General features: G+C 33.2%; 21 protein-coding genes. 5 read left to right on the top strand and 16 right to left on the bottom strand.

Annotated elements, in window-relative coordinates; genetic code table 11:
- The first annotated feature begins 111 nt into the window (after positions 1-111).
- Positions 112-720: an undecaprenyl phosphate transporter UptA gene (gene uptA, locus ISP08_RS02495; protein WP_195719251.1), complete on the top strand. Its 609-nt coding sequence runs from the start codon at positions 112-114 to the stop codon at positions 718-720.
- A 620-nt stretch (positions 721-1340) separates the two neighbouring features.
- Here uptA and ISP08_RS02490 read toward each other — a convergent pair.
- The 3 genes from ISP08_RS02490 to putP form a co-directional block, all read right to left on the bottom strand.
- Positions 1341-1961, bottom strand: coding sequence for an ABC-2 transporter permease (locus ISP08_RS02490; protein WP_195719250.1), 621 nt, complete (start codon positions 1959-1961; stop codon positions 1341-1343).
- The gene (locus tag ISP08_RS02485; protein WP_195719249.1) at positions 1958-2806 is read right to left on the bottom strand and encodes an ABC transporter ATP-binding protein; all 849 of its coding nucleotides are present in this window, start codon (positions 2804-2806) and stop codon (positions 1958-1960) included. Before ISP08_RS02485 ends, ISP08_RS02490 begins: the two co-directional genes overlap by 4 nt.
- A 367-nt stretch (positions 2807-3173) precedes the next feature.
- On the bottom strand, positions 3174-4652 hold the full coding sequence (gene putP / locus ISP08_RS02480; RefSeq protein ID WP_229294184.1) for a sodium/proline symporter PutP: 1479 nt from the start codon (positions 4650-4652) through the stop codon (positions 3174-3176).
- Between the two features lie 535 nt (positions 4653-5187).
- Between putP and ISP08_RS02475 the strand changes: the two genes are divergently transcribed.
- Positions 5188-7152, top strand: coding sequence for a fructose-1,6-bisphosphatase (locus ISP08_RS02475; protein ID WP_195719247.1), 1965 nt, complete (start codon positions 5188-5190; stop codon positions 7150-7152).
- A gap of 57 nt (positions 7153-7209) precedes the next feature.
- On the opposite strand, the gene ISP08_RS02470 is transcribed toward ISP08_RS02475, so the two are convergent.
- The 4 genes from ISP08_RS02470 to ISP08_RS02455 form a co-directional block, all read right to left on the bottom strand.
- Complete coding sequence (locus tag ISP08_RS02470; RefSeq protein ID WP_195719246.1) at positions 7210-7758, bottom strand: cysteine hydrolase family protein; 549 nt, start codon at positions 7756-7758, stop codon at positions 7210-7212.
- Positions 7759-7845: 87 nt separating this feature from the next.
- Complete coding sequence (gene mhqD / locus ISP08_RS02465) at positions 7846-8439, bottom strand: methylhydroquinone degradation carboxylesterase MhqD (RefSeq protein WP_195719245.1); 594 nt, start codon at positions 8437-8439, stop codon at positions 7846-7848.
- Positions 8440-8489: 50 nt separating this feature from the next.
- Positions 8490-9455 (bottom strand): ring-cleaving dioxygenase MhqE, encoded by a 966-nt coding sequence (gene mhqE / locus ISP08_RS02460; RefSeq protein ID WP_195719244.1) that lies wholly within the window; start codon positions 9453-9455, stop codon positions 8490-8492.
- A 72-nt stretch (positions 9456-9527) separates the two neighbouring features.
- Complete coding sequence (locus ISP08_RS02455; protein WP_195719243.1) at positions 9528-9956, bottom strand: MarR family winged helix-turn-helix transcriptional regulator; 429 nt, start codon at positions 9954-9956, stop codon at positions 9528-9530.
- 179 nt (positions 9957-10135) lie between these two features.
- Between ISP08_RS02455 and aldA the strand changes: the two genes are divergently transcribed.
- Positions 10136-11560 carry an aldehyde dehydrogenase gene (gene aldA, locus ISP08_RS02450; RefSeq protein ID WP_195719242.1) on the top strand — a complete coding sequence of 475 codons (1425 nt, stop codon included), beginning with the start codon at positions 10136-10138 and terminating at the stop codon, positions 11558-11560.
- Between the two features lie 68 nt (positions 11561-11628).
- Here aldA and ISP08_RS02445 read toward each other — a convergent pair whose 3' ends face one another.
- Entirely contained in the window at positions 11629-12582 is a 954-nt protein-coding gene (locus tag ISP08_RS02445) for a metal ABC transporter solute-binding protein, Zn/Mn family (protein WP_195719241.1), read from the bottom strand.
- Between the two features lie 167 nt (positions 12583-12749).
- On the opposite strand from ISP08_RS02445, the gene ISP08_RS02440 reads away from it, so the two are divergent.
- Entirely contained in the window at positions 12750-13028 is a 279-nt protein-coding gene (locus tag ISP08_RS02440) for a GNAT family N-acetyltransferase (protein WP_048793896.1), read from the top strand.
- An 83-nt stretch (positions 13029-13111) separates the two neighbouring features.
- Here the strand turns inward: ISP08_RS02440 and ISP08_RS02435 are convergent, their stop codons facing one another.
- Positions 13112-14875, bottom strand: a complete 1764-nt coding sequence (locus ISP08_RS02435; protein ID WP_195719240.1) for an ABC transporter ATP-binding protein — start codon at positions 14873-14875, stop codon at positions 13112-13114.
- On the bottom strand, positions 14868-16649 hold the full coding sequence (locus ISP08_RS02430; RefSeq protein ID WP_195719239.1) for an ABC transporter ATP-binding protein: 1782 nt from the start codon (positions 16647-16649) through the stop codon (positions 14868-14870). The genes ISP08_RS02435 and ISP08_RS02430 overlap by 8 nt, the downstream gene beginning before the upstream one ends.
- A gap of 219 nt (positions 16650-16868) precedes the next feature.
- Here ISP08_RS02430 and ISP08_RS02425 point away from each other — a divergent pair, with 219 nt between their 5' ends.
- The gene (locus tag ISP08_RS02425) at positions 16869-17672 is read left to right on the top strand and encodes a VOC family protein (protein ID WP_195719238.1); all 804 of its coding nucleotides are present in this window, start codon (positions 16869-16871) and stop codon (positions 17670-17672) included.
- Between the two features lie 70 nt (positions 17673-17742).
- Here ISP08_RS02425 and ISP08_RS02420 read toward each other — a convergent pair whose 3' ends face one another.
- The 6 genes from ISP08_RS02420 to ISP08_RS02395 all read right to left on the bottom strand — a co-directional run bounded on the left by ISP08_RS02420 (position 17743) and on the right by ISP08_RS02395 (position 23603).
- The gene (locus ISP08_RS02420) at positions 17743-18738 is read right to left on the bottom strand and encodes a D-2-hydroxyacid dehydrogenase (protein ID WP_229294158.1); all 996 of its coding nucleotides are present in this window, start codon (positions 18736-18738) and stop codon (positions 17743-17745) included.
- 87 nt (positions 18739-18825) lie between these two features.
- A complete protein-coding gene (locus ISP08_RS02415; RefSeq protein WP_195719237.1) occupies positions 18826-19485 on the bottom strand; it encodes an NAD(P)H-dependent oxidoreductase in 660 nt (219 codons plus the stop codon).
- Positions 19486-19592: 107 nt separating this feature from the next.
- On the bottom strand, positions 19593-20396 hold the full coding sequence (locus ISP08_RS02410) for a Cof-type HAD-IIB family hydrolase (RefSeq protein ID WP_195719236.1): 804 nt from the start codon (positions 20394-20396) through the stop codon (positions 19593-19595).
- Positions 20397-20538: 142 nt separating this feature from the next.
- Positions 20539-21069: an NAD(P)H-dependent oxidoreductase gene (locus tag ISP08_RS02405; protein ID WP_195719235.1), complete on the bottom strand. Its 531-nt coding sequence runs from the start codon at positions 21067-21069 to the stop codon at positions 20539-20541.
- An 88-nt stretch (positions 21070-21157) separates the two neighbouring features.
- Positions 21158-22696 (bottom strand): sodium:solute symporter family protein, encoded by a 1539-nt coding sequence (locus tag ISP08_RS02400; protein ID WP_195719234.1) that lies wholly within the window; start codon positions 22694-22696, stop codon positions 21158-21160.
- A 25-nt stretch (positions 22697-22721) separates the two neighbouring features.
- Positions 22722-23603 carry an N-acetylneuraminate lyase gene (locus ISP08_RS02395; RefSeq protein ID WP_195719233.1) on the bottom strand — a complete coding sequence of 294 codons (882 nt, stop codon included), beginning with the start codon at positions 23601-23603 and terminating at the stop codon, positions 22722-22724.
- Positions 23604-23613 lie beyond the last annotated feature (10 nt).

Below are 23613 nucleotides of genomic sequence, written 5' to 3'. Positions count from 1 at the left end.
TTATAATTCATCTACAATAATGTTATACATTTCATATTAAAATAGCTTATAATTAGTGGGTAGTTGACTATTATGGTCTATGTAATTTTAAAAGGAGATTTTTATTAAGGTATGGAACAAATAATAACTGAATTTATTCGTTCATGGGGTTATGCTGCCATAGCGATCTTAATTTTATTCGAAAATATATTACCATTTATACCATCGGAAATTATTTTAACGTTTGCAGGTTTACTTTCTGAAAAATCCGATTTATCAATTCCGGTCTTATTTATTATATCAACAGTAGCTTCCTTCTTTGGAATATTAATATTGTATTATATTAGTAGACTTGTTTCCGAACAGCGTTTATATCGTTTTGTAGATAAGTATGGTAAATGGATTAAACTTAGAGGCAAAGATGTAGCTAAAGCAAATGATTGGTTTAAGCATTACGGTGCTTGGGCCGTATTAATATGTAGATTCATCCCAGTATTAAGAGTTTTAATTACTATTCCTGCAGGTATCAACAGAATGAACATAGTGAAGTTTATGTTTTTATCACTATTAGGTACTACGATTTGGAATTTCCTACTTATTTATTTAGGAAAATTACTAAGTGGCAGTTGGGATGTATTAATGAATGCACTACACACTTATTCATTTATTATGTATATAATCCTATTTATTATTGTAGTTTATTTCATTTACCATCTACTAAAAAGTCGCAGAGTAAAATAACATTCACTAACATTTATAAAGCAATTGCTATTTAAGATTAAATAGCAGTTGCTTTTTATTTATCCATTAAAAACTGACTATTTCTAATGATATAGAAAATGGCTCGACACTACATTATCGAGCCTTGCCTGTAAAAAACATCGGTCAAAAATAAATACATATACTTTAATCATAAAGATTAACGCTTCCTTTTCTTCTTACTTAAATCAACATTATTTTGAGCAAGACTCCTGACGGAATAGAAAGTGTCTCGAGACTAAAGGCTCGAGCCTTTCCCGTAGGAAAGCGCAGCTCAAAACAGATATATATAATTTAATATCACTATTCAAATTAAGACAATAAATGAAGTTTAGGTTTACTCAAATCAACCATAAAAATTAACGCTTACTTTTCTTCTTACTTGAACCAACATTATTTTGAGCAAGACTCCTGACGGAATAGAAAGTGTCTCGAGACTAAAGGCTCGAGCCTTTCCCGTAGGAAAGCGCAGCTCAAAATAAATAACTACTTAAACAGCATACATCCTCATCTTTATCTCCCATGAAAGCGAACCCTATGATTTTCCAACGAAAATCATCAATAAAACCGATTGAAATTGAAAAATTCCAATCGGTCTATCTTTAAAAATCTGCATTATCAAAATGTTTCAAGCTTAAATAATATACAATCAAACCAATTATTATACTTAGTATTAAATAATAACTATTTAATGCCAAATGTGTAAGTAAGGCAATATGATTGTTATGGAGAATAGCCGATAAAATAATACACACAACTAAAATCACGAATAAAAACAACATACCAAGCAGATAAATACCATTAGAATTTTCAGAGCCAAACTTATAAGTTAATAGATAAATCAATGACATTTGCAACGCAAAACCTAATCCTACAAAAGAAGTACTCAATCCAGTAACAAAAGATGCTTTTAAAATTGAAATAACAATGAGTGAAACAATAAAACCCATTAACACAAGCGTGAGATGTACTAGAAAGTGTGTGTTTACTATCGTTCTTCTTTTTACTGGCATCGTAATGGCATATTTTAACCAATCACTCGCACTTTCCTTTTTCAAATAATCCATCGCGCCTAAAGCTGGATAAACACAAGTAAATATCGCAGCACCTATAGGATTATTATTAAAAGCAGTAAAGAAAATAGCTATTACTATCGTCAATGCAGAGTAAATAAAAATTTGCGTCCTTGACGAATAGTATTGATTCAATATTAATGCCTTCATACTGTTTCACCTCTCATTAATATTTTCGTAACTTGATCGATATTATTAATATGCTTCACTTTATAATCGGTTGTATTTTTGTTAACCAAGGCTTTAATATGACCTTTGCGCTCTTGATATGCATAAATACTTTTGCTATCTATTTGATTAAATTCATCCGTAGTCATTTCTACAATTCCATAATCATCATATAATTCTTGTTTTCGCACATTCATAACAATTGCACCGTCTCGTAAAAACACTAAACGGTCTGCTATTGTTTCGATATCTTCAGATATATGAGAAGACAAGACGATGCCATTACCTTGATCAACAAAGTCTTCTAGTAGCTCTAATACTTGTTCTCTACTCGAAGCATCAAGACCAGCCGTCGCTTCGTCAAGAATAAGTAAACGACTATCATGAGACAATGCAATGGCAATAGCTAGTTTCATCGACATACCACGTGATAAAGTTTCCACCCGACGATTTTCAGGCAAGTTAAAGAAATTAAGCAACTTTAAAAATTGCTCAGTATGCCACGATTCATACATAGCTTTCATTATGGAATTCACTCTACCAATAGGTAATTTTTTAGTCAGTTTCAATTCATCAAAAACGACACCTACACTATTTTTATATGTATAATCATCTTGTCCGACTTCGTCACCAAAAAATTTAATTACACCCGAATCTTTAATATAATCCCCCATTATTGTTTTAATCGTAGTGGATTTACCCGAGCCGTTATTACCAATTAAAGCTACCGTCTCCCCTTCATTCACTTCAAAAGAGATATCTTTTATTTTAAACTCTGAATTTGCTATCGACTTTTCCAAATGCTCGACTTCTAATAACTTATTCATATTAACCCTCGTTTTTTAATTAATTTAATTATTATGTACAACATCAACTTAACAAAGTTTTCGCTTTATATCATTATAATTTTAAATATTGAACTATATTTTATATAAAAAAATAAAAAACAACCCAACAGATGCGTTATCTGTTAGGTTGTTTAATTGAAACATTGTTTGTTATTTATAATAATTAATATTCATTATAAATGGCTACTAACAATGTACAAAAACTTGTTATAAATCGCTAATATGCCCCTTACATTTTAGCAATATAAACGTTCATTTAATCACACAAGTTATATTAATTTCTCCCTAATAATGGTATTAAAAGATTTAAACCCCTTTAATTCAATTAACACCATATGTAACAAAATTAAGTATTTTTAATAATTTGTTTAACATCATTCATATCAGCTTCAACATCAAGATCTGGTTTTTTAGTAATTTTACTAATAACCACTGTTACGATTAAACTAGCTAAGAAACCAGGAACGATTTCATATAAGTTAAAGAAATCGTTAATTGATCCCATTGGTTTTACAAAGGCAATCCATAATATAACAACGACTGCCCCTGCTAACATACCACTGACAGCGCCAGTACGACTTAAACCTTTCCAATATAATGATAATAACACTAATGGTCCAAAGGCAGCACCGAAACCTGCCCAAGCATTACCAACTAAGTTTAAAATCGTGTCATTTGGTGACCAGGCAATCGCAATTGAAACGATTGAAACTAAAACCACTGACAAACGACCAACTAACACAAATTCTTTTTCATGTTCTTTAGCTGCTTGCTCACCTCTGAATAACTTATAAAAGTCTTCTGTTAGTGAACTAGATGTTACAAGTAATTGTGATGAAATTGTACTCATGATTGCCGCTAAAATAGCCGCAAGCAAGAATCCACCGACTAAAGGATGGAATAATATTTGTCCCATTAAAATGAACAATGTTTCTGGATCTTTTAATTCTAAACCTTTATCGTTAACAAAACTGATACCTACTAAACCTACTAAAACGGCACCTATTAAACTAATTGCCATCCACCCAATACCAAAACGACGAGCCGTTGGTAATTGTTTAACGGATTTAATAGACATAAAGCGTACAATGATGTGAGGTTGTCCGAAATAACCTAATCCCCAAGAGAAGAAAGAAATAATTCCTATTACAGTTGTACCTTTAAATAAATCTAAGTTTGTTGGTTTTAAATCCGCCGCATTAGATAATGTATCTAATCCGCTTAATTGCATCATTGCAACTATCGGTACCATTACCATTGCGATTAACATAATTACACCTTGGAAGAAGTCTGTAATTGATACAGCTAAATATCCACCAAAGAAAGTATATGCAATTACAATAGCTGCAACTAAAATAAGACCAAAATGATAATTCAGACCAAATGCACTATCGAATAATTTACCACCAGAAACCATGCCTGAGTGCGTATACAATGTAAAGAAAATTACAATGATTGCACCAGAAATGATTTTAATCACATTTGATTTATCATTTAAACGATTTCTAAAAAAGTCAGGTAGGGTAATTGAATCCCCTGCCTTTTCAGTATATACACGTAGTCTAGGTGCAACTACGATATAATTTATGTATGCGCCTAATGTTAAGCCAATTGCCAACCATGCAGCAGAAAGACCTGTTGTATAAACTTCACCTGGTAACCCCATTATCATCCAACCACTCATGTCAGATGCACCAGCAGAAAGCGCAGTAACATATGGACCTATGCTTCTACCACCGAGCATATATTCACTAATGTTACCAGTTGCTTGTTTATATCCATAATAACCAATAACTAGTAAAATAATGAAATACACCGATAACATAATATAAGTACGCCAATCAGGATTAACCTGACTTGCTAAAGTACTTCCCAATGTAAACACAGCAACATCCCCTTTGACTATAATTTTGTTACATAACATTATTATACAAAAGCACTCACCTTTTTAAAATACCTTTTGGAAATTTATGTGTAAAATTCTCTTTCATCAACATCACATTTCCACTCTAAAACATTGATATATAAGCATTTAATCACAATAAAATTTCTTTGTTTATTTATGCTTTTGTTAACGTTTAAATGTATAAATTTGCTCTGTTTTGAAATCATGCATAAAAAATACTACCTTAATACAATATTTTTTATATTTGAGTAACATATATGGAATTATGTTACTCACTATATATTTTAATAAGCAAATTAATAATAATAAGCTAGATTTCTCAATGTTCTAGTTTATTTTTTAGAAAATAACGACGATTCGTCTTATAATAAGAAATGAAGTGATTAAAATAAACATGTAAGCGTTTAACTAATCATGTTAAAATAAATTGAACTAAGTAAATGGAGTGACGACAATGCAAAAATCGACTGAAAAGAGCATTAAAAGTAGATATTTAGACTTGTTAGCGACAAATTATGATAATAAAGAAGCGTTAGCAACTGAAATTATAAATTTAGAATCAATATTAGAATTACCTAAAGGCACTGAACACTTTGTGAGTGATTTACATGGTGAATTCCATTCTTTCCAACACGTATTACGTAATGGTTCTGGAAATGTACGTGCCAAAATCCATGACATTTTCCAAGATACGTTAACGAGAAAAGAAATCAACGACTTTGCTGCTTTAGTTTACTATCCAGAAGAAAAGCTTAACCTCGTTAAAAATTCATTTTCATCAAAAAACGACCTTAATGAATGGTATGTGACAACCATCAATAGATTAATCAAATTAGTTACATATGCATCATCGAAATATACACGTACAAAATTGCGTAAATCATTACCTAAAAATTTCGTATTTATTATTGAGGAATTACTATATAAAAGTAACAAATACAATAATAAAAAATCTTATTACGATACACTGATTAAACAAATTATTGAATTAGAACAATCAGATGATTTAATTATTGGTTTATCGTTTACTGTGCAACACCTCGTTGTTGACCATTTACACGTCGTTGGTGATATTTACGACCGTGGGCCTGAACCGGATAAAATTATGGAAACATTAATCAATTATCCTTCAGTTGACATTCAATGGGGTAATCACGATGTACTTTGGATTGGAGCTTATGCAGGTTCTAAAGTTTGTTTAGCAAACCTATTACGAATATGCGCACGTTACGATAATTTAGATATTATTGAAGACGCCTATGGCATAAATTTACGTCCATTATTAACTTTCGCTGAAAAACATTATAGTGGTGATAACAAAGCTTTTAAACCTAAAAATAAAACAGCTGATGATGAACAATCAACTCCAGGAGAGATTGATCAAATTACTAAAATTCATCAAGCTATTGCTATAATTCAATTTAAATTAGAAGCGCCTATTATTAAACGTCGCCCATGTTTCGATATGGACGAACGCCTTGTATTAGAAAGTATTGACTATGACAATAATCGTGCTACGCTATATGGCAAAACTTATGACTTAGAACATACTTGTTTCCAAACCATTGACCCTACAAATCCTAATAAATTAACAGATGAAGAAACTGAAGTTATTGATAAATTATTATTATCCGTACAACAATCCGAAAAATTAAAACGTCATATGACTTTCTTAATGCAAAAAGGCAACTTATACCTTCCATATAACGGTAATTTATTAATTCATGGTTGTATTCCTGTCGATGAAAATGGCGAAATGGAATCTATGACGATAGACGGTGTAAAACATTATGGCCGTGACTTATTAGACCATTTCGAAAAATATGTACGTAAAGCTTTTAACGACAAAGATACTCAAGATGATTTAGCTACAGATTTAGTATGGTATTTATGGACTGGTAAATATTCTTCTTTATTTGGCAAACGTGCAATGACAACATTTGAACGTTATTTCATCTCTGACAAAGCAGCGCATAAAGAAACTAAGAATCCATATTATCACCTACGTGAAGACGTAGAAATGTGTAAAAAAATGTTAAAAGACTTCGGATTAGACCCTGAAGAGGCACATATCATTAATGGCCATACTCCAGTCAAAGAGATTGATGGAGAAAACCCAATTAAAGCCGATGGTAAAATGATTGTTATTGATGGTGGTTTCTCTAAAGCTTATCAATCAACGACAGGTATTGCCGGTTACACATTGTTATACAATTCCTTTGGTATGCAACTTGTCGCACACCAACATTTCAATTCCAAAAAGCATGTATTGCTTAACGGCGCAGATGAATTATCTACACGTCGTGTTGTCGATAAGGAATTAAATCGTAAACAAATACGCGATACTAATACTGGCCAACAAATTCAAGAAAAAATTAAGATTTTGAAAGAATTAATGCATGACCGTTTCTTAAATTAATACACATAAAAAAGTGGGACTGAAATGATTAAAATTCAGTCCCACTTGTTATTTTAATTACCAATTTTCAACACTAGTAATCGTTGCGTATCTAGGTAAAATACGTTCTATTAAAAATTCATGCTTATCTTGTTCTCTGTCGCCAACAGCATCTTCTAAAATAGTAATATCAAAATCTTTATCAGCTGCTTCTACTGATGTAGATAATACGACGCCGCTTGTAGCCAAACCAGTTAACACAATATGGCGTACTTCTAATCCTCTTAATAATACTTCTAAATTACTACCTGTAAATGCACTGATACGGTGTTTTGTAACGATTGGCTCTTGCTCTTGTCTGTTTAAAGCAGGATGAATTTGAGTCGCTTCACTGTCTCTTTCCATTGGCGCTTGTTGCTCACGCATTGGCCCAAACATTTTATTATTCGGTGCAATTTCTAATAATCCTTGTGAAAATGCTACACGCACAAATATTACCGGAATATCTTGTTGACGTGCCTTTTCTATCGCGCGTTGATTTGCTTCGATAATCTTATCTTTGCTCTCTATTCCGTTGACGATGCCATTTTGCATATCCATTACTAATAAAGCTGTATTTTGTGGCATATAACTCATCCTTTTTAATAAATTCTAAAACCATATTAAATTATAGACCAACATATAAGGCATTTCCAAATTAACAGCACATTAAAATTATTTGTCTAAGACTTCTTTACCAAAATACACACCTGCTGGAGTTAATTCATGGCTATTGACCCATACTGTTTTTACATCAGCGCCTAAACCTGTGAATATACGTTCTAATCTTTCACTTTGTTCAACTGGTACTATTGGGTCATTTTCCCCCATTGATAATAATAGTGTTACATCACTAAAATCATGGTCACTACTGATTTCTAATGGATAAAGTGGCGCATAGAGCAACGCTTTTTTAAACGAAATAGCACCATCTAACATCATACTAATAGCAATATTAGAGCCGTTAGAAAATCCTACAGGTATTACTTCAGCTAAATCAAAATCATATTGCTCTGACGCTTCTTTTATAAATTCAATTAACTGCTGTGTACGATAGTTTAAATCTTCAACGTCATATTGACCTTCACCAAGACGTTTAAAAAATCTATTCATACCGCCTTCAGAAACTTCACCTCTGACACTCAAAATATTATAATCAGCATTTAATGATTCTGCTAATGGTAATAAATCTTTTTCATCTCCACCTGTACCATGTAATAACAAGAAAGTTGGCGCACCTTCTTGGCCTTTTCTAAAAATGTGTTCCATTAACATCAGCTCCTAAAATTAAATTCAAATATTTATAATCGCTAATTGTCTTATTCATGATGACGAGAAGTATCAAATGGTCTGATTTGCGATTCTATATAATCACGTTGTTCCTCTAAGAATGGAGGTAATGATAAGCCTTCTCCAAGTGTTTCATAAGGTTCATCCCCCATAAATCCAGGACCATCAGTTGAAACTTCTATTAATATATGACCAATGCGTGCGTATAATGCTTCGAAATAAAAACGATCAACAAGTCCTGAATTGCCAATATGTTGGTTTTGATATTTTTGTAACCATGATTCGATAGCATCGTGGTCTTTCACTCTAAATGAAACATGATGGACTTCACCATATCCTTGTTTTGCACTATCACTTTCTTGATCATGTCTTAAAATGACTTGACCACCGTTACCGCCTTCTCCAACATTGAGTAACGCGACGTTTTCATCTTCATTTATAGTTACCATGCCATATAGCCCCTCTAGAATTTGTTTAAATTCATCAAAATAGCTAACTGTAATTTCTATTGGACCTAAACCATAAATTGCTTTATCAGCTGGCACTGGACCTTCTGCCCATGGTTTACCAGGAGCTACACCACTATTATTTTCATCAGATACAAGTTGATAAACTTGTCCGTCAGCTTCTTCAAAAGGCAATACTTTTTTATCAAATAGTGTTTGTATACCATCGTGTTTGACCCCAAAGTCATTGAAACGCTGTTCATAATACGCTAACGCATTATCATCTGGTACTCTAAATGAAGGTCTGGAAATTGAGTTTGTGCCACTTACGCCTTTTGGTACGTTCGGAAAGTCAAAGAATGTCATGTCTGTTCCTGGTGACCCTACATCATCAGCAAAAAATGTATGATACGTATAAATATCATCTTGGTTAACTGTTTTCTTCACTAATCTCATACCTAATACTTCAGTAAAAAATTTATAATTGCGTTCTGCATCGTCTGTAATTGCGGTTACGTGATGAATACCTAGTAATTGATTATTTGTCATTTTAAAAAACCTTCTTCCATAAATTTATCTCGATTTCGAGATATAAATAATTATTTTTAAAGTGCTATGACTTTATTTAGTCTGAGCACTTAATTTCTTTAATATATGTTGTAAGTCATCTAACTCTTCTTCTGTTAATACTCCAAAAGTTGATGTTAACGTTTGAGCATGTTGTGGAAATATTTGATTCATTAACGAACGGCCTTTATCAGTCAAAGTTGCATTATAAATTCGTTTATCTTGAGGATCTTTCACACGTGCTACACAACCCTTTTCTTCTAATTTATCAACAACATAACTTATGCTACTACTAGCTATTAATACACGTTGACGTATGCGTTGAATAGGTTGATCGCCTTTGTTATACAATAATTCTAACACTGCAAACTCAGTCACATTTAAACCATACTGTTTAATATCTTCACGCACTATCTGCTCTAAATAATCTAAAGTACGATTTAATCCGACAAATGAATTAAGTGACGCTTTCGTTCGGTCCATTGTATTATCAACCTCCTATTTATTTCGAATTCGAGATAATTATATGACGCCCATAAAAGTATGTCAACACTTTTGGTATAACAAATATACCGACTTCCTATAGTTAACTTTCTCTTTCACCTTATTTCGGTTTCCTAGGTGCTATTTCGTGGTATTTAAATGATGTGGAGGTGTCGTAAATGAACCAATTATTTATAAACAATGAATTCATCGAAAGCAAATCAACAGAATCTATGGATGTTATAAACCCAGCTACTGGTGAAACATTTGATTCGATTACGTTTGCAACTGCTGAGGAAGTAAATGAGGCAGTAGAAAAATCTAAACATGCACAACAAGAGTGGGAAAAAGTAACACAACCCAAACGTGCGGAACACGTTAAAATGCTAATTCCTTTATTAGAACAAAACAAGAATGAGATAGCAGAATTTTACGTAAAAGAGCAAGGTAAAATTTTATCCTCAGCCATTGGCGAGATTGATAAAGCGATACAATTTATAGACTATATGACAAGTTTAAGCATGTCTAACAAAGGCGAAGTATTACAGAACACCCGTGAAAATGAAACGATACAGTTAACGAAAAAACCTATCGGTGTCACAGCCGGTATTGTGCCATGGAATGCGCCTATATTAGTCTTAATGCGTAAAGTCATCCCAGCGCTAATTACCGGTTGTTCTGTCGTTATTAAACCTAGTGAAGAAACATCATTGCTTACTTTAAAATTAGCGCAACTATTTAAACAATCTACAATTCCAGCTGGCCTAGTTCAAATATTACCTGGCACAGGAGAAACAGTTGGAACGCAATTGGCTCAACATCCTGATATACAACTTATTTCATTAACAGGAAGTATGAAAGCCGGTAAATCGGTATTTGAAAATAGTGCTAGTAATGTTAAAAAAGTCAATTTAGAATTAGGTGGTAATGCACCTGTACTTGTGACTGCAAACGCAAATCTTGATAAAGCAGTGGATTATATAGTTACAGCACGAATAAATAATGCTGGTCAAGTGTGTACTTGTCCTGAAAGAATACTTGTTCATGACGAGGTTCATGATGACTTTGTTGCTAAATTAACAACAAAAATGAAAGCATTAAAAGTTGGAGACCCATTTGATGAAAATACCGATTACGGTGCCATTATCAATCAAAAACAACTAGACAGTATCGATAGCAAAGTTAAACAAGCCGTCGATAATGGCGCTAAGTTAGTAACGGGTGGCCATAAAATAGAAAGTAGCGGTTATTATTATGCACCAACTATTTTAGATAATGTAAATCCAGAAGATGAAGCTTTCAAAAATGAAATCTTTGGACCAGTTATTCCAATCGTAACTTATACTGATTTCGAAGAAGCGATTAATCTAGCTAATCATACTAATGCTGGCCTTTCTTCTTATATCTTCTCTGAAAATTTAAAAGAAGTCATGTCAGCAACTGAACAACTTAAATTCGGTGAAGTATATGCTAATTGTGAGGCCGAAGAAGTAGTTAACGGTTATCATGCTGGCTGGAGAGAATCTGGTTTAGGTGGCGCAGATGGCATTCATGGTTTCGAAGAATATTATAATACAACAGTATCTTATATTCGCTATGATTAAAATCTATCTATAAATAAAGAACATCGCGGCTATTGATTGTAAATAGCTGCGATGTTCTTTTAATATAATTATTTATTTAATGCAGTATCTAACGTTTCGATATTATGCTGCATTATTTTTTGATATTTAACGTTGTTGTTATCATCTTTATTACGCGTTGCCAAGTTATTAAAGCTTAAAGGTTTCGTATCTGTTTCCCTTTTAATAATATCGGTCAATTTAGATGAAATATTTTGTTCATACAGTACATACGGTTGGTGTGTTTGTTTAATATTATGAATAATTGATATTATTTCTTGTTGGCTCGGATCTTCATTATTCATTCCTGTCACGCCTACTTGTTTAAAATGATATCGATGTGCTAAATATCCTAATGAATCATGAGAAATAACGATAGTTTTTCTTTTAGGATGCTTAGTAACCTTATTTAACTGTTGATCAATACCATTCAAATCATTTTTTAGTTGGCGATAGTTGTGTTCATAATATGCTTTATGTTTAGGGTCTTTTTGCACTAACTTATTTTTAATTTTTAACGCAAAACGTTGATCTAAGACCGGGTCTAACCATACATGAGGATCATTACTCTCCCCCGCATGATTATGACCACCGTGACTTTCTTCATGTTCGTCGTCTTCATCACCCGGCAATAAATTCGAATGCTTCAACCCATGTGCAACAGGCAGTTTAATACCTTTATTACGAATAGATGAAGCTATTTTATGAGCAACGGGGTCTAAATCATCACTGGTATATATAAATAAATCGCTTTTAGCTATATCTATCATATTACGCTGTGTTGGTTCATAAGAATGCGTATCAACACCTGGTGGATAAATCGACTGTGCATGTACATATTTGCCACCTATTTGTTGTGTAAAGCTTTGGAAAGCAAACACTGTAGTGTAAATATTTAATTTGTTATCTTTAGTTATGGTTTTATGCTGCTTGCTTTGAGAACTACAACTACTTAATATTACACATATGAGTACCAAAGCTAAAAGTGAAACTACTTTCCTCAAAATTTGCCCCTCCAACTCGCTATTATTCCGTTAAAACTATAAACTTCTTTTTTTATAATATCAATAGTAAGACTCGGATTTACCATGACATTTAATTTATCAGTGTTTGAAAAATGCCTATCGGTGATATACTTAAAGTAGTAGTAATTATATCGGGAGGTAATCATATGGCTGAAATTAAACAAGGTAATAATAAATTTTACATTGGCGAAAACGAAAATGACCCTCAAGCTCAAATCACATACGTAACGGTAAATGATAATCAAATTGATATCGATCATACTGGAGTACCTGATGAACTAGGTGGCCAAGGCATAGGATCACAATTAGTAGGCGCAGTTGTTAAATATGCTCGCGACAATGATTTAAAAGTGAGTGCTTCTTGTCCATTTGCTAAAAAAGTAATAGAGAAACATGATGAATACCAAGATGTATACGCAGGCTAATTAATAACTAAATGTCTTCGAAACGATAAAGGCAGTATCTTTCGTAAATTGAAAGATACTGCCTTTTTACTTATTAATTTGTTTTAACCATTTTGTAAACGATACATATTATTATAAATACCGTCTTGAGCAATAAGTTGTTCGTGTGTCCCGCTTTCAACAATCTCGCCATGATTTAACACGAGTATTTGATCTGCATCTTGTATCGTTGACAATCTGTGAGCGATGGCAATAGTCGTTCTTCCTCGGCGCATTTGACGTAATGACTGTTGAATTTGTTCTTCAGTTTCAGAATCAATATTGGCCGTCGCTTCATCTAAAATTAATATTTTAGGGTCCATTGCCATGGTACGCGCAAAAGCGATGAGTTGTCTTTCGCCACTCGAAAATGCACTACCCTTTTCAATAACGGCATGTTCATATTGGTTGTCCAATCGTTCAATAAATTGATTTGCCTTAACAAATGCTGCAGCTGCTTTGACCTGTTCAAATGTCATCGTTGGATGATACAACTTAATATTAGATGTTACAGTGCCATAGAATATAAAAGCATCTTGGAGCACTAAACCAATTTTACTTTTCATTTCTGCTTTATTTAGCTCTTTGATAGATTGATTATCTATTAGAATTTGTCCTTGCTCGAATTCATAAAAACGCATAAACAAGTTAATAATTGAGCTTTTTCCTGAACCTGTATGACCAACTAACGCCACAGTTTCACCAGGATTAACGGTAAAACTAATATTTTTAAGCACCTGCGTTTCTCCATCATAACTAAAACTTACATTCTTGAATTCAACTTTACCTTCAGTAATAGCATAATTAGCATGTGTATCTTGTGGTGGCTCATAAGTATCATCATCTATAAGTTTAAATACACGACTAGCTGACACGAGCGCTTGTTGTAGCACATTCAAATTTTGGCTTACTTGGTTAACCGGTTCGAAAAATCGTTCCATATATTGAATAAACGCAAATACAACACCCGCAGTTATTGAAGTATTAAAACTAATAATGCCAAAATAAGCTAAAATTACGATAGTAGCTAAAATTGAAATCATACTAATAGCTGGTCTTAATAAAATACTATCTAATTTCACAGTTTTAAGCATATAACCGTAATGTTCATCATTAATATCATTAAATTCTCGATTGAGTCGACGTTCTTGATTAAAGGCTTGTATAATTTTCATACCTTCAACAGATTCTGCTAATTTTGTATTCAAGTCGGATAATAACTGTCTTGATTTATTAAAAAGCATGGCCGAGTATTTTCGGTAAATTGCTAATAATAGAAAAATAATGGGCATAAACACAAGTGCGATGAGTGCGAGTTTTACGTCCAACACAAACATCATTATATAGCTAGATATCATCATAAACACAGCCATTAGTACTGATGAAAATACATTGATAAACATATCTACTATCGTTTCAGTGTCATTAGTTAAACGTGAAACAATGCTACCGCCGGGTACTTTATCGAAATAACGCATACCCAGTTTTCCAAGTTTATTAAATGCATCTATCCGTAATTGTTGTATGACTTTAAAAGATAAGTATTGAAACATATAACTATTTAAGTACGTCGCTATTGCGCCTAAAATTTGCACAATAATAAATATCGCTATAAGCAATGTCAATTTATTCCCCGGGAAATGTCTCGGTGTTAAAAAATCATCTAAAAATATTTTAATCAAATAAGGCCCTATCATGCTTGCTACTGTTGAAATAGTGAGCATGATAAACGCAAGTGCAATGGTACCTTTATAAGGGACGGTGTATTTAAACAATCGTTTAATCGTGGCACTTTGTTGCTTAGCAGATAACTTAATCATCTCACTCATCTTGACCATCCCCCTTCGTCAAGTCATCTAAGCTTTGAGAATATTTGGATTGTAACGCTTGCGCAGTGTAGGTATCATAATACCAACCTTTATTTTGCATAAGTTGTATATGCGTGCCTCTTTCAACAATTGTTCCTTGTTCCATAACTAAAATTAAATCTGCATCTTTTACAGCACTCATACGATGTGCAGTAATAATATTCGTTTTCTTGCTTCTTAATGATTGTAAATTGGTTAATATAGCTTCTTCAGTTTGTGCATCCACCGCCGATAAAGAGTCGTCTAATATAAGCACTTCCGGATTTAACAATAAGGCACGGGCAATTGATATACGTTGTTTTTGTCCACCTGATAATGATACGCCACGCTCACCAACAACTGTATCGTAGCCTTTTGGAAACGCAACGATATCATCATGAATATGACTCATCTTACTTACATGATAAAGTTGTTGGTCTTGAACATCTATATCCCCAAATGCAATATTGTTTCGAATTGTTGTCGAGAATAGGAAATGTTCTTGAGGCACATAGCCAAACTGTGTTCTTAAAGCCCTACGGCTATAAGAAGCTATAGGATTGCCGTTATATGTGATATCCTCTGGTCGCAACGTATCAAATTCTCTTAAAAGTAGCTTAATTAACGTACTTTTTCCTGAACCTGTTCTACCAACTATACCTACTGTCGTCCCACTTTCAATCGTAAAACATACATCCTTTAAACCTCTAGACTCATAGCCAGGATAATGAAATGTCGGAATATTAAACTGAATGGTACCTTGTGGTTTTTTATCTATAGTATATGAAGTATCAATAGCGTTTGGTGTGTTTAATATATTATCAATACGTTCATAAGAAGCTTTCGCTCTTTGGACTATATTAAAAAAGAGGCCTAACGCAAGCAAAGGCCACACTAACATGCCTAAATATGTAGAGAAGGTAATGAGTTGTCCTAGTGTAATTGTTTTAGTAAAAACCATATGTGAACCAAAGGCAATGGCTAAAAACTCACTTGTACCAAACACTAACATGATTGTAGGATCGAAAAGCGAATCTATTTTAGCAACAGTTAAATTTTTCTTAACCACGTCATCACTTAGATTACGAAAATCTGCCTGATCCTCTTTTTCATAGCCAAATGTTTTAGTCACTTTTATTCCAGCAACACTTTCTTGTGTCTTATCATTCAATCTACTAAATGCTGCCTGAGCTTTTTTAAACCCTTTGCTAAGCAATCGACCATAGTAACGTGTTAATAAAACCATAATAGGCAACGGAATTAAGACTATAAGCGTTAATTGCCAGCTTATAGTAATAGCCATAGTGATAATAACCATACCACCAGTTATTAATGAATCAGCAATCATTAAAATCCCTGCACCAGCTGCATTTTGTACAGCATTAATATCATTTGTCGCATGGGCCATTAAGTCACCCGTACGCCTTTTCTGGAAAAATTGAGCACTCATTTCAGTATATTTGTGATATAAATATCTTCTTAAAATGTTACCTAGTTTTTGGCTTGTCCCAAAAATTGAAATACGCCAAATATAGCGACTTATGTATATTAAAACCGCGGCTACCACTAAAATAATTAAATATATTGTAAGTAACTGGGGAGTTAATGTCTTCTTCGTAATACCATCTATTGTTTTACCAATTATTTGAGGTGGTAACAGTTCTAGTAATGCGATGAACAGCAACATAAAAAGTCCTAAAATATAAAATTTCTTTTGCGCTTTAAAAAACCAAGCAAGTTTGAAAAACACATCCATACGCCCACCCCTTTACTCATTATTACGTTTCATAATAACACAATAGTAATCGAAAAAGTTAAATTACTCATTTACTTTTATTCAACACTAAAATAATATTACATAATATTTATTAAAACATTTGACTAACCACACTTATTTATTGACTAAACTTTCTAATTGTTATAAATTTAACTTGTATCAAAAATAAATACAAGTAAATAGATAAGAGGTATGCATATGACATTTCATGATAAAACTGCTACTCAAGTAACAGGTATAACACTAAACGTACAAAATATAGAACAGATGACTCAGTTTTACACAAACCTATTAGGCTTAAAAGTAATAGATGAACAATCAAATAAAATTGTTCTAGCCATAGGTAATGGTGGTCATACTTTAACGCTTCAACAAATTGACAACCCACGTAGACCATCCGTAACCGAAGCCGGTTTATTCCACATCGCACTATTATTGCCTACTAGGGCAGACTTAGCTAATTTTTTACATTTTGCTTCTTCACAAGGTGTACAAATTGGTGGCGGTGACCATCTTGTCAGTGAAGCACTTTACTTCAACGACATTGAAGGTAATGGTATTGAAATTTATTACGACCGCGCCCCAGAAACATGGCAATGGCAAGATGAATTTGTAAAAATGGATACGCTACAAGTTGACGTAGAGGATTTATTAGCTCAACGTACAGCAGACGGTTGGAACGGTATGCCAAACCAAGCCCAAATTGGCCATTTACATTTGAAAACGGCAAATCTCGAAGACGCTCGCCAATTTTATATTAATGAGTTAGGGCTTCAACATATCTCTAAATTTCCACAAGCCTTATTTATGTCTACTAATAATTATCATCATCATATCGCTGTAAATACGTGGCAATCTAATAAAAAAAGAATTGATAGTGATCAAAGTTTAGGTCTTGCTCACATTGATATTTATAAACCTAACGCGACGAACAAAAATTTAACTAGTCCTGAAGGCATTTCAGTTACCCTTCATAGTAATACATCGGTAGTGCCAAACTAATAATCAATAAAAAGTGCTAACAATGTCATCTCATATCCGAGGTTAATTGTTAGCACTTTTATCTATGCTGTTATTTATTTACTACATATTCTGAATCTCCATGTCGTATGATTTCCATTGTGCTATTCAAACTTCGTTCTACTAAATTCTCAACAGACTCATTTGTGTAAAATGCTATATGCGGAGACAACAGTATGTCATCTCGTTTAATTAATGATTGTAATAAGTCATCTTCAATTTCGCTTGAACTAAAGTCTTTCCTAAAGTAACTTGCTTCGTTTTCATAAGTGTCAATAACTGCCCCACTTAACTTGTTCGTATCTAATGCATGTATCAATGCTTTAGTATCAACAAGTACGCCACGCGCACAATTAATGAAAATCGCTCCTTCTTTAAAGTAGTTAAATAATGCTTGGTCGAACATATTTATAGTGTCTTTTGTAGCTGGTGTATGCACAGTTACAATGTCTGCATCTTTAACCGCTTCTTGTACCGTGTTTTTATATGTAATAAAGTTTTCTGCTTGCGGATGAGTTTGTATGTCAAAACCAATAACATTACATCCCATATGATGAAATAATTCAGCAGTAATATAACCGATTCTACCAGTGCCTATTACAGCAACAGTGAGTCCTTTAATTGGACGGGCCATAATGGTTGGTTGCCATCTAAAATCCTGTTTAGCAACATGTTGTTGTACAGTCGGTATTTTTCTAACAAAATATAACGCGCCTGTAACTGCATACTCTGCTATGGAATTCGGAGAATAACTTGGTACGTTAGTAATTTTAATATTATTTGCTGTCGCTGTTTCTAGATCATACATATCATACCCTGCACTTCTTTGTGCAATTTGTTTAATTCCCATGCTTTTTAAATCTTTCAGTAAACTATTATCGAATGGGCCATTATGACTTAGGCATAAACCATCATATCCAGAAACCTCATCAATATTTTCACGAGTAAGTGAATCTGGTACATAATCTACCGTTACATTATTCTCGTCTTCCCATTTTTCAACGAAGGGTGCTTCATCATCACCAACATCAAATAATTTCAACTTCATAATCACTACCCCTTTTTGCCTTTGTTAGTAATGTTATACCCTATATGTTGTATTAAAAAAACTGACCTATTTCTAGGTCAGTTGTGATTATTGATACCATTCTACAATATCTTCTTGTGGTTGACGTACTTTTGCTTTTGGTTCAGTTTCTCTATAACCAAATGCTACCATTGTGGCAGGCACAAAATGTTCCGTATCTAGTATACCTTCTTCAGCTAATAATTCCGTTACACTATCATAGTCAAATCCTTCAATAGGACAAGAATCAATACCTAAAAACGCTGCAGTAGTCATCATATTACCTAATGCAATATATGATTGCTTACTGGCCCAATCGACTAATGTACGTTCATTATCATTAATGTGTGCATTAGTTTGGAAGTTATCATATTTTTCTTCGACTGCAGGAATTGTTGAAGGGTCATATTGTTTAATATCATGAATCATGTGTTGCACATAATCTGATTTAGAAGTCACATTTTTACGTGCCAAAATTAATACGAAATGGCTTGCTGTGTCTAGTTGACCTTGCGCTCCCCAACTGATTTCTTTTAATTTATTACGTAATTCACGATTTTGTATCACTATAAATTTCCAAGGTTCTAAACCTAAAGAACTTGGAGATAAACGTCCTGTTTCTAATATAGTATTAAAATCATCATCGCTTACAGTTTTAGTTGCATCAAATCGCTTCGTTGCATGTCTAAATTGAAACGCATCTAAAATTGTCTCTTTTATATTCGCCATTACTTTGTTGCCACCCTTTCATGTTTAAATTACACTAACGTTAGTATAATGGATAAATGACGTATGCTTAAAATGATATGTTTATATAAAATCGTTACAACATTAAATTATTTATTTATGAGTACTTTTTCTTCAATAACAGTTAACACGCCTTGCTCATCATTTGAAGGTGCTACATAATTTGATACATCAAATAACGTTTGATCTTCACTGTTTTGCATAACATAGCTATATGCTGCTAGTGCCAACATATCGTAATCATTATTGGCATCTCCAAAGGCCATGAGTTGCGAAGCAGATAAGCCCCATTTAGTGAGCAACCTTTTTAATGCATTACCCTTGGTCATATTTGGAATAATTATATCGATACTGTCCCGTCCACTTGAAACAAGGCCGATGTCATTGTTAAATTTTTCTTCTAGCTCTGTGTCTAATTTTGGATGCGTTTGTCTATTAATGTTAAAGGCAACTTTAACAAATTCATCTTCAGGCAAAGTCTCAAACGAATCTATTTCCTGTAGTTGTCTATAGTAGAAATGTGCATCTTTTTTAAATTTATCGTCTGTACTTTTTAATATGTATGCACTTTTCAGACCACACACAATAATTTCTGACATGCCTCGTTCGAAATGTATATAATCAATTAAAGTTTTATAAACATCAAAATCAAAAGCTGTATAATCATATAGTTCATTGCCGTTATAAATGACCGCCCCATTTTCTGCAATAAAGAACATGTCACGTTCTCCAAATATCGATCGTAATTTGGCATATTGATTTCCACTTGCAGCGATAAATTTTGTCTCTTGTTGTTGTAATTGTTGGAATATACGATTAAAACGCGTTTCATCAAAGTTCTTATTGCTATCTAAAAATGTGCCATCCATGTCAACTGCGATTGCTTTTATCATATTTACCCCTCAAAGTTTTATTTTGTATTTATGTTCATTATATATATTTCGAATACGCTTTCATAGTAACAAAACACGAAATAAAAAAAGTCTAGCTTAAGTTATTACCAACATCGTAATATACTTAACCTAGACATATGAGTTATTCGCTTAATTGTTGGACAAAAGTAGCATAGTCCTGCTGATTAGCTTCTAGTAATTCTGAATCAATATTCAAAGTGCTATATAGTTTATGTGTAGCGACATATTGAGCACCTACGAATCTTGCCGTTGCTTTTAATGGCGATAACAGTGTATCAATTGTATATTGTACATTTCCCTCTGTAGTATACGCCGACTCAGGTGATCCTATAGAAACTGCAGCTGCAAACTTTTTATCTTTCAACGCGTTACCTGTTGAACCATACGCCCAACCATAAGTGAACACTTCATCAAAGTATTGTTTTAATAATGGCGGATAACTATACCAATATAAAGGGAATTGGAATACGACATTATCATGAGCAGCTAAACGTTCTTGCTCTTTAGCTATATCAATTTTCCCATCTGGGTATGTCGCATACAGTTCATGAATTGTAGCCAATTCTCCACTATCTGCAAGTTTCTCTTTCCAAGCTTTGTTTACTGTTGAATTATCAATATCTGGATGAGTTATGATGACCAATGTTGACATTAATTTCTTCCTCTCTATGTTAATTAATACCAACCTATATTACATAACCACACCATTTTTTCATAATAGTTTGCTTGAAAATGTTAACTTAAGTATTTGAATCCGCATTTTTAACTTTAGCAATATATGTTGAAGGTTTATTTTTCTCATAAATTGTAAGTCCCGTAATATCTTTATTATATTTTGGTGCCAAGAAACTAGCAAAGTATGAAGCACCAAATGCGATAACAAATGATAATATCGACACGATAAATGGAGAATTATCCCCACCAAATTTATTCATTATATATGCGACTATCGCACCTAAAATTAAACCAACGATAATTCCAAAACTGTTTGCACGCTTCGTAAAGATACCTACGGCAAACACACCCGCTAACGGTACACCAAAAAGTCCAGTAATTAATAAGAATAGATCCCATAAATCATTAGAATTTGATGCGATTAAGTAAAGTGACATCACATAACCAAAAATCCCCGCAATGATTATGACCCATCTAGCAAATTTAACTTCTGATTTGTCACTTCTTTTACTAAAGAATCTATGTTTAATATCAACAGATATACAAGCTGAAATTGAATTCAAACTTGATGAAATTGTAGATTGAGCAGCTGCAAATATAGCTGCAATTAAAATGCCGCCTACAAACGGAGGCATTTCTGTCAATATAAAGTACGGTACGATTGATGAAGTGTTAAAACCTTTCGGTAGACTATCAGCATGACGATAGAAAGAGTACAACATCGTTCCCATACCATAGAAAATAGGTGCAGAGATAATTACTAATACCCCGTTTGTCCATAATGATTTTATTGTTTCTTTTAATGAAGATGATGCTTGATAACGTTGTACAACATCTTGACTCGCCGTATATTGGTGTAAATTGTTGAAAATATTCCCAATAAAGATAACAGGTATTGCTGCTGCAGCACTGTTAATTTTCCAGTTATCGGCACTAATAACTTTCTTGTGTTCGATTGCATCGTGAGCCAATGTATGGAAACCACCAGGCATGTAGAAAACACCTAGAATAATAATTAAAATCGCTCCGCCTAATAAAATAACGCCTTGTATAAAGTCACTCCATACGACCCCTTCGAAACCACCAAGAAAAGTATAAACGATACATAGTAATCCTACTAATGTGACTACAACATATGGATTCATATCAGATACTGAAGTAATAGCTAAAGTTGGTAAATATATAACGATAGCTATACGACCTAAATGGAAAAGCACAAATAATAATGAACCGATAACACGTATACTTGGTCCAAAACGTGCTTCTAAATATTCATAAGCAGAAGTGATTTTAAGTTTTTTGAAGAATGGTACATAAAAATAAATTAATAATGGAATAATAGCAATAATAGCTACATTCCCTGCAATATAAGACCAATCTGTTAAAAACGCCTTTTCTGGCGTAGACATATAAGTAATGGCACTTAACGTTGTTGCGTAAATAGAAAAACCTACGGCCCAAGATGGTAATCTACCACTTGCAGTAAAGAAACTATCGGTATCTTTACCTGCACGTTTAGTAAAATAAGCACCAACTAATAACATGACAATAAGATAGATAAATAACGCGACCCAATTCCATGCGCCAAATCCTACTTGTTGCATAATAACCCATCCCCTTTGTTACAAACTATAAGTTATACTGTTTAATTAATTTTTCTAGTTTTTGTCTATTATCTTCATTAAATGGCTTAAACGGACGTTTTGGTAAGCCACTTTCTAATCCTCTAGAAGCTAGTATTTCTTTTAATGAACCATGGAGCCCCATCTCTAATACAGGTTCAATAATGTTGTTTGTTTCGTGTTGTAATTCATAGGCTTTTTCGATGTGTCCTTGTTGAGCATTTTCAAAAATTGCTCGCGCACGTTTACCATTAACGTTATAAGTAGAACCGATAGCACCATCAACGCCCGAAACAGCTGCTTGTACTAACATTTCATCGAAACCAGAAAGGATTAATTTATCCGGGAAATTTTTACGTATTCTTTCAAGCAAGAAGAAATCAGGTGCTGTATATTTAACACCAATAACTCTCTCGTTTGAGAATAATTCTTCGAATTGTTCCATTGAAATATCCACTCCAGTTAATCCTGGAATTGCATAAATAATTAAGTCGTTTTGAGTTTCTTTAATAAGTTCAAAATAGTAATCTTTAATTTCTTCGAATGAGAAAGGGTAATAGAAAGGTGTTACGGCAGAAATAGCGTCGTAGCCTAATTCTGTAACATATTTCCCTAACTCAATTGCTTCATTTAAATCTAAAGAACCTACTTGCGCGATAAGTTGTGCTTTTTCCCCAACCGCTTCTTTAACAATTTTGAAGATTTGCTTTTTCTGAGCTGTATTAATTAAAAAGTTTTCCCCTGAACTTCCATTAACGTACAAGCCGTCTAATCCTTCATTATCAATAGCATTTAATGCAAATTCTTTTAAAGCCTTTTCTTTAACTTGACCTTGTTCATCATAAGGAACTAATAATGCTGCATATAAACCTTTCATTTCTTCACGCATAATAAAAACC

Origin of the sequence: Staphylococcus lloydii, from assembly GCF_015775975.1 — a bacterium.
GTDB classification, from domain to species: domain Bacteria; phylum Bacillota; class Bacilli; order Staphylococcales; family Staphylococcaceae; genus Staphylococcus; species Staphylococcus lloydii.
This window is presented reverse-complemented; position numbering and strand designations above follow the sequence as displayed.

Excerpts from the sequence above, each read along its gene's own strand:
- ISP08_RS02415 (WP_195719237.1), bottom strand. The coding sequence starts at position 19,485 with ATGGCGAATATAAAAGAGACAATTTTAGATGCGTTTCAATTTAGACAT.
- ISP08_RS02455 (WP_195719243.1), bottom strand. The coding sequence starts at position 9,956 with ATGGACCGAACGAAAGCGTCACTTAATTCATTTGTCGGATTAAATCGT.
- ISP08_RS02435 (WP_195719240.1), bottom strand. The coding sequence starts at position 14,875 with ATGAGTGAGATGATTAAGTTATCTGCTAAGCAACAAAGTGCCACGATT.
- ISP08_RS02395 (WP_195719233.1), bottom strand. The coding sequence starts at position 23,603 with ATGCGTGAAGAAATGAAAGGTTTATATGCAGCATTATTAGTTCCTTAT.
- ISP08_RS02485 (WP_195719249.1), bottom strand. The coding sequence starts at position 2,806 with ATGAATAAGTTATTAGAAGTCGAGCATTTGGAAAAGTCGATAGCAAAT.
- ISP08_RS02410 (WP_195719236.1), bottom strand. The coding sequence starts at position 20,396 with ATGATAAAAGCAATCGCAGTTGACATGGATGGCACATTTTTAGATAGC.
- ISP08_RS02405 (WP_195719235.1), bottom strand. The coding sequence starts at position 21,069 with ATGTCAACATTGGTCATCATAACTCATCCAGATATTGATAATTCAACA.
- ISP08_RS02470 (WP_195719246.1), bottom strand. The coding sequence starts at position 7,758 with ATGCCACAAAATACAGCTTTATTAGTAATGGATATGCAAAATGGCATC.
- ISP08_RS02475 (WP_195719247.1), top strand. The coding sequence starts at position 5,188 with ATGCAAAAATCGACTGAAAAGAGCATTAAAAGTAGATATTTAGACTTG.
- aldA (WP_195719242.1), top strand. The coding sequence starts at position 10,136 with ATGAACCAATTATTTATAAACAATGAATTCATCGAAAGCAAATCAACA.
- ISP08_RS02430 (WP_195719239.1), bottom strand. The coding sequence starts at position 16,649 with ATGGATGTGTTTTTCAAACTTGCTTGGTTTTTTAAAGCGCAAAAGAAA.
- mhqD (WP_195719245.1), bottom strand. The coding sequence starts at position 8,439 with ATGGAACACATTTTTAGAAAAGGCCAAGAAGGTGCGCCAACTTTCTTG.
- ISP08_RS02425 (WP_195719238.1), top strand. The coding sequence starts at position 16,869 with ATGACATTTCATGATAAAACTGCTACTCAAGTAACAGGTATAACACTA.
- mhqE (WP_195719244.1), bottom strand. The coding sequence starts at position 9,455 with ATGACAAATAATCAATTACTAGGTATTCATCACGTAACCGCAATTACA.
- ISP08_RS02400 (WP_195719234.1), bottom strand. The coding sequence starts at position 22,696 with ATGCAACAAGTAGGATTTGGCGCATGGAATTGGGTCGCGTTATTTATC.
- ISP08_RS02490 (WP_195719250.1), bottom strand. The coding sequence starts at position 1,961 with ATGAAGGCATTAATATTGAATCAATACTATTCGTCAAGGACGCAAATT.
- ISP08_RS02420 (WP_229294158.1), bottom strand. The coding sequence starts at position 18,738 with ATGAAGTTGAAATTATTTGATGTTGGTGATGATGAAGCACCCTTCGTT.
- putP (WP_229294184.1), bottom strand. The coding sequence starts at position 4,652 with ATGTTATCGGTGTATTTCATTATTTTACTAGTTATTGGTTATTATGGA.
- uptA (WP_195719251.1), top strand. The coding sequence starts at position 112 with ATGGAACAAATAATAACTGAATTTATTCGTTCATGGGGTTATGCTGCC.
- ISP08_RS02440 (WP_048793896.1), top strand. The coding sequence starts at position 12,750 with ATGGCTGAAATTAAACAAGGTAATAATAAATTTTACATTGGCGAAAAC.